We start from the raw sequence: 6,116 nt of genomic DNA on the forward strand, positions 1-6,116 counted from the left end.
AATGCATCGGCAGCACCGGTTAAGGCGCTGATGACGGATGGGGCTCAGGGTATTGTGACGGCCGGTGTCGGTAACGGTAATGTATACCATGCCTTATTCGATGCGTTGGTTCAGGCCCGAGGAAAAGGGATTGCTGTGGTGCGTTCATCACGCGTACCGACCGGCTCAACCACGCAGGATGCTGAAGTTGANGATGTTAAATATGGATTTGTGGCGTCCGGGACGTTGAACCCACAAAAAGCGCGGGTGTTATTACAACTGGCCTTAACCCAAACCAAAGATCCGGTCGAAATTCAGAAAATCTTTAATGAATATTGATTAACTTAATATTGTGAACGGTCACTGAGGCAGGAATAACTTTTCGATTATTCCCGCCTTTTCTATGGCGAAGAAAATGATACGGGAGGGGATGTTATANGCGTCCCATGTTCCAAGTACAGGCGCTCCGCTTCGACGTTTACCGGGCATGTAGTGAGCGTGGTTATTTGGCTCATACTCCTATTCGTGAGAAAAAATGTAAGGTAAGGGGGCGGCATTGGATTTAACCCGCTTCATTTTCCCAACACTGAAACGACTTAAATAGTGAGTTACTTCCTAGGTATCGACGTCGTGCTTAATCCCCGGATTGACGATGGTATTCATCATGCCAGTCAGCTTTATTCCAGAGATTCGACCATGTGGCTAAAATCTCAGCAGTTTCAGTAAGATGTAAAAAATAACAGGGTTGCCCTATGAAATGAAACGTATTCATTCCTAGCAGACGAGGTCGACCACAACAATTTGATATTTCTCAGCCCGCCATTCCGTCAGCCAGCGCTGACTCATACTCTATCGTTCTAAATAACTTTACCTAGAAACGCACATTCTACGGTCCAAAAAATCTTGTAAGCCCTGCTTTATACGAATTTGTCGTAGGGGCAGCGTTTCTCATTGTTTAAACAAGGAAATTTAGATGCAAAAGCTCAACGCCGTAAACTCAGCCTGTTTAACTCATATGTACGTAATGCCACCGACAATACACGGATGCTAAACCCTGTACGTTCTGCCACCGCGCCCTGTTCAGCATACTGCCTGACTTGTCAATGTGGAGCCCACAGTCAGATTACCGTTACTGGTTGAAGCAGGAAAAACGCGACCTGCGCTATTTCTTAGCACCCACTCCTTTAAATATTCTTTATCCCGAAGCCAGCCAGCACCGTATTGGCTGCTATCTGCCGTTGATGGCAAAGGAGCCCCCATGCGCATGCTCAAAGTATTTATTGCTTACGATGCAACAGATAAAATTGTTTCCGCTAAGCAACATCAGCCAGACACCCAACAGACGTATTTCTGTCAGTCTTGCGGTTGTCCGTTAATTTGGTGCAACAACCTGAATGGAAAACCGTGGTTTAGCCATGACCTATACCGTGTTCCAGTAGAGCAACTTCGTGGTTGTGCTTATTATGACCCTGAGGTCAAAAGCAATGAGCGACTGGCGAAATTACGCCACATGGTGCAGACATTACCGCCAGTCGTCCCGACCAAACATTGGCATTGCAGTTGGTGTGATGGAACGCATACCGGGGCAAAGCCCTGCAAGCGCTGTCATACCGATATTTATTGCCAACCTATCCAGTCTGACGCTTGAATCCTCAGGCGTAGTATTCAAACTTTAACGAAGCACGTAAACGCGGGGTGACGATTATCGAAAGTGCAGTCTTGAATCTGTGTCAGGAAAAGGCAATGTTGCCTGCGACGAACATCCGTTTCTTTTTTCATAGGCCAAGAGTATAGTTTTGCTCATGAAACGACGACAAGCCTTCAAATTCCAATTAAGGCCTAATGGCCAACAAGAGCAGGACATACGGCTCTTTGCTGGAGCCTGTCGTTTTGTATTCAACAAATCACTGGCGTTACAGCATGAAAATTATGAGGCGGGCAATAAATTTCTTTCCTATGTAGAAATGGCCTCATGGCTGATTACGTGGAAAGCTTCATCTGAAACGCAATGGCTGGCAGATGCGCCATCTCAACCCTTGCAGCAATCGTTAAAAGATCTTGAACGCGCCTATAAAAATTTCTTCCAGAAACGGGCATCCCTCCCTCGATTTAAAAAGCGTGGGCAAAATGATGCATTCCGCTACCCGCAGGGCGTGAAGTTAGATCAGGAAAACAGCCGTATATCACTCCCAAAACTGGGCTGGATACGCTATCGCAACAGCCGCGAAGTGATTGGTGAGGTTAAAAACGTGACGGTTAGCCAGTCATGTGGCAAGTGGTACGTCAGCATTCAAACAGAATATGACGTTGCTGAACCTGTGCATTGCTCCTCTTCGATGATTGGGCTTGACGCCGGGGTAGCAAAGCTCGCTACGCTGTCAGATGGCACTATTTTTGGGTCTGTAAACAGTTTTAACACCAACCAAAATAAACTCGCTAAACTCCAGCGTGAAATGCGCCGTAAGGTGAAGTTCAGCAGCAACTGGAAGACGGTAAAACGTCAAGTACAAAACGTGAATTTCCGTATCGCAAACATCCGCCGCGACTACCTTCATAAAGTCAGCACGACAATCAGCAAAAACCACGCCATGATTGTCATTGAGGACTTAAAGGTTGCCAATATATCAACGTCAGCCGCGGGCACGGCCAGTCTACCGGGGCGCAACGTCGGGGCAATATCAGGCTTCAACCCTTCGATATTAGATCAGGGTTGGTACGAATTGCGCCGTCAGCTTGAGTACAAGCAGCGTTGGCGAGGGGGGCTTGTGTTGGCAATCAATCCCACCTATACCCGTCAAAAATGCGCCAACTGCGGTCATACCGCGAAAGAAAACCGCCAGTCACAACGTCAGTTTGTATGTCTGGAATGTGAATATACGGAGAATGCCGATATCAACGGCGCACGAAATATTTTAGCGGCGGGGCACGCCGCGTTAGCCCGTGGAGAGATGGCAGCGTTAGGCCACTCGATGAAGCAGGAACCTACCGAAGCGAGTCAGACTCCAGTCTGAACGTTCTAGGGATCCTCGTCCTTTGGGGCGGGGAGGATGTCAAATTAACATCAAATTTTAAGCATTGAGTCACAGTTTCAACATACCGAGTATAACAGGCACCTAGGCTTAATCCTTCAGTATGCCAATGCCTGACTGGGCTCTGGATCATCTCATAAAGCGTTTCTACCGCCAGTGAAAAGACACCCTGCTTTCTAGTCATCATCTGCGGTGTCAACGGGCGATTTAAAATTGATACAGTTAGTGTGGTGAAACTCATACTTGGGCAAAACACTGCCCGCAGTGTAAGACCGATATTTATTGTCAATCAATCCAATCTGAACGGGCATGATATCAGGCTGATGACCCCAAAATTTGTTTTTCCATACCGCTTGGCGGATAAAATGATGCCTTAGTAATCTGGAGCGCTGTTTGGTGGACACATATGCTGCGTTTTGTCCCCGTTAAATATTAGTGCCAATATAAAAATTTCGAGTAGTATTGACTGCTAAAGATGGAGAGCAGCAATCCATGTCATGTCTGCACTGCTCCCCGCAGGGGTTATCGAAGAACGAACAGTATCGTACAAGCGTCTTCATAGTCTTGTGTCTGAATTCGGTCTTACTTACCCCGTAAAGCATAAAACCGAAAAGGGATCTACATGAGAGACATGAAATTATTGACACCGTGTGAGTGTCCAACTCTGAATCAAAGCACGGCATTATTGACGGCTGTATTGACACTCTCCCTCATCGCGGGGCCCCAAGCGGCTCAGGCTGGGTGTACTCGCTCAGGGACGGACACCTATCTTTGCGAAAATACCAACACCGCAGGTATCACCATCAGCGGGACGGATATTGCCGTTGAAACTGTACCCGGTTTTAGCGTTAACGCACCCGAAATGACCGCCCCGGCGCTGAGTCTCATCGGTTCCGGTTCAATGAGTTATACCGACATTAATGCCTCAACCCTGAATGCTGAGGGGGCATATTCCTTAAAAACCCTGAATGATACTTTGGCAACCGGGCTATCAGCGGCAACCGTTATTAAGACTAATGGGACGATTAACAATGGTATTTGGGTCGATAATCAGAGCGGTGCTGATTCGACGATCCTAGTCAATATTTCAGGTGTTTTATCCGGCGGGGAGGACGGTAATGCAGCTATTTACCTTAACGCCTTTGCCGAAGGGGATAGTTCCATTACCCTAAATACCGGCGCCATTTCAAGCTATGCTGGCATCCAGAGCAGCAATTACTCACAAAGTGGTACGGTAAATACCGATGTAACGCTGGCCGGTGATATTCACGTCGATTCCACCGGTGTCGCTATTAACAGTTCGGGTAATGGGGATTCTACGGTTGTTAATTTCAGGTCAAAAAATATTACCGCTGAGTTCGATGGCCTTGATATCTATAATAGCAATGCAAGTGGCTATGCGCTAACCCGTATTGAGGTTGATGGAGATATTCGGACCAACACGGGGACGGCAGCAAACCTAGGCGCGTATGCAAGTGACGGTGCTTCAAGTCTCATCTTTCGGGCCAATAATATTATCAGTGGCGCTTATGGTTTGAGTATTAATAATTATACCCAGTATGGCGGGGCGCTAACGGATATTGCACTGACGGGAGATATCACGGCCACTTCCGGGATCGGCATGACGCTGGGTTCTTTTTCAAATGAAGGGGATGCCAAGACGTCTATCACATTGAACAACGTGACGGCCTCTGACGGTGGGCTCTATTTAAATAGCGACGCTAATATGGGGGATCTGTTGTTCAATCTCGACGTGTCGGGGAATGTTGACGCGGAAAGTGGCTATGGAATGGTCATGAGCAGTAGTGCATATCAAGGAGACACCAAGACGTCTATTACGTTGAATAACGTGACCGGGCTATACGGTGGGCTCTATTTAAACACCCATGTTAATATGGGTGATGTGTTGTTCAATCTCGACGTATCGGGGAATATTGACTCAAAAAGCGGCACTGGAATTAACCTGTACAGTAGCGTTTATGAAGGTGATGCGACGACATCATTTACGTTGAACAACGTGACGGCTTTTTCCGATGGGCTTAACGTGTATATCAACAGCCAATTGGGGAATGCGTTGTTCCATCTCGACGTGTCGGGAGATATTGAGTCGGAAAACGGCGCTGGAATTAACCTGCACGGCGGTACCTCGGAAGGTAATTCTGTTTTAACCCTCAAGGCTAACAATATTCGTGCGGGTTATCGGGGGCTTTACATCAATAATTATGGCTATTCAGGCCAAGTCTTCTCTTCCGCAACGGTGACTGGTGATATTATCTCCAACATGGACGAGGGGGTCGTTATCGAGACCACTGCGTATTTCGGCGATGCGACTGCTATCATCAATGCTAATAATGTGATGTCGACGGTCAAAGGGATACGTATGGACACGTATGCCGAGACCGGCCTATCAACAACTGACCTGACTGTCACCGGCCAGATTAGCGGTGCGGAAGGGATTGACCTGGAAGGAAATGCTGATAATGGCAGTGCAATTATCATCGCGGATGTTAATCAGGTCGCTACCGATAATAACGCTGTCCATATATCGAGCTATCTCTTTAGCGGAGACACCGGCCTGTCCACTATCGATGCGATAACCCGTGGTGCGATTGTATCGCAGCAGGGTTATGGTATTCGTATCGAGACCAACACGGCAGAGACCTATCTGACCGTGGCGGGTTTAGTTCATGGTGGTGATGGTACTGCTATCGGCCTGTATAGACTGGATAACACGCAAAAATCAGCCACGCTGGAACTGCAACCCGGCTATGTGCTTGAAGGGATTACGCAGGCACTGGTTAACGAATCGAATTATTTCGACCCAAATACGGCCACGCTGGACCTGCCGAACAGCCATCTGGTACTGGGCGGAGTGGGCCAGACCGAGTTCGACCTGACGCGTATCGATAATCGTGACGAGGCCATCACCGAGGGCGATTCAAACCGTATCACCGGCTTTGGCACTCTGGTTAAGACGGGCAATAGCGTTTGGACGCTGACCGGGACTAACACTGCTGACGGCCCGACTGACTCATTTTTGTCCGCGTATGTTGATAGCGGTATTTTGGTCTTAGATAACGCCACCCTCGGTTTAACGGGCAGTGTGGC

Annotated in this window: 4 protein-coding genes and 3 pseudogenes; all 7 read left to right on the top strand. The window is 48.0% G+C overall.

The genetic code is table 11. The annotated features are described in order from the left end of the window. Positions 1-318, top strand: a pseudogene (gene ansB, locus YWE_RS0123390) (L-asparaginase 2); the annotation flags it as partial. A 264-nt stretch (positions 319-582) separates the two neighbouring features. Continuing rightward, positions 583-705, top strand: a complete 123-nt coding sequence (locus tag YWE_RS31720; protein ID WP_282705592.1) for a hypothetical protein — start codon at positions 583-585, stop codon at positions 703-705. A 532-nt stretch (positions 706-1,237) separates the two neighbouring features. Further along, a complete protein-coding gene (locus tag YWE_RS29280) occupies positions 1,238-1,627 on the top strand; it encodes a putative zinc ribbon protein (protein WP_051323542.1) in 390 nt (129 codons plus the stop codon). 154 nt (positions 1,628-1,781) lie between these two features. Continuing rightward, positions 1,782-2,990, top strand: coding sequence for an RNA-guided endonuclease InsQ/TnpB family protein (locus YWE_RS0123410; RefSeq protein ID WP_029096634.1), 1,209 nt, complete (start codon positions 1,782-1,784; stop codon positions 2,988-2,990). 256 nt (positions 2,991-3,246) lie between these two features. Then, a pseudogene (locus YWE_RS32270) lies at positions 3,247-3,321 on the top strand (putative zinc ribbon protein); the annotation flags it as partial. Then, positions 3,314-3,601: pseudogene (locus YWE_RS32185) on the top strand (hypothetical protein); the annotation flags it as partial. The pseudogenes YWE_RS32270 and YWE_RS32185, both read left to right, overlap by 8 nt. A gap of 29 nt (positions 3,602-3,630) precedes the next feature. Next, positions 3,631-6,116 (top strand): beta strand repeat-containing protein (locus YWE_RS31050; RefSeq protein ID WP_428829305.1); only part of this gene is annotated, 2,486 nt, incomplete at its 3' end.

The organism is Budvicia aquatica DSM 5075 = ATCC 35567 (assembly GCF_000427805.1).
Taxonomy (GTDB): domain Bacteria; phylum Pseudomonadota; class Gammaproteobacteria; order Enterobacterales; family Enterobacteriaceae; genus Budvicia; species Budvicia aquatica.